This window comes from Mesorhizobium sp. M2A.F.Ca.ET.039.01.1.1 (assembly GCF_003998035.1).
Lineage (GTDB): Bacteria > Pseudomonadota > Alphaproteobacteria > Rhizobiales > Rhizobiaceae > Mesorhizobium.
Genome location: NZ_RZRY01001564.1, coordinates 1 through 423, shown reverse-complemented (window position 1 = coordinate 423; position 423 = coordinate 1). Strand labels below are relative to the sequence as shown.

Below are 423 nucleotides of genomic sequence, written 5' to 3'. Positions count from 1 at the left end.
GTACTGGAACGCGACCGGCGCCACGCTGTCGAAAAGCTTCAAGGAAATCGCCGACGAACTGTCGAACCTGCGCATTGTCGGCTGATCAAGGGGCAATCGACGCGGCGAAACGCGCTGCCTTCGCGGGCCGTTTCCTTGAACGATGCGGCCTTGCCCCGGCGCGATTGGTTAGCGTTCGGTGAAACACCGAGGCTGCAATCGAGCGGTTTCCCACACCCGTCCTTCAGCGTTTTGTGAAACGGTGGCCTGGGCAAAAGATCCGCAGGCGGGGCCGCTTACAACACATGCGTGGATTCTGGCGTGACTTCTGCCGCGACCGGCGCGGCAACTATGCTCTCTTGACCGCGGTCGCCATGGTGCCGCTGATGGGCGCGGTGGCGCTGAGCGTCGACTATTCGGGCGTGGTCAACGAGAAGCAGAGGG

2 protein-coding genes are annotated in these 423 nt (G+C 62.6%); both read left to right on the top strand.

From position 1 onward, the window contains the following. On the top strand, positions 1-237 hold a 237-nt coding region (locus EOA24_RS42710; RefSeq protein WP_210213675.1), incomplete at its 5' end, for a hypothetical protein. A 47-nt stretch (positions 238-284) separates the two neighbouring features. Continuing rightward, positions 285-423: pilus assembly protein TadG-related protein (locus tag EOA24_RS40940; RefSeq protein WP_133375127.1), on the top strand; the 139-nt coding region annotated here is incomplete at its 3' end.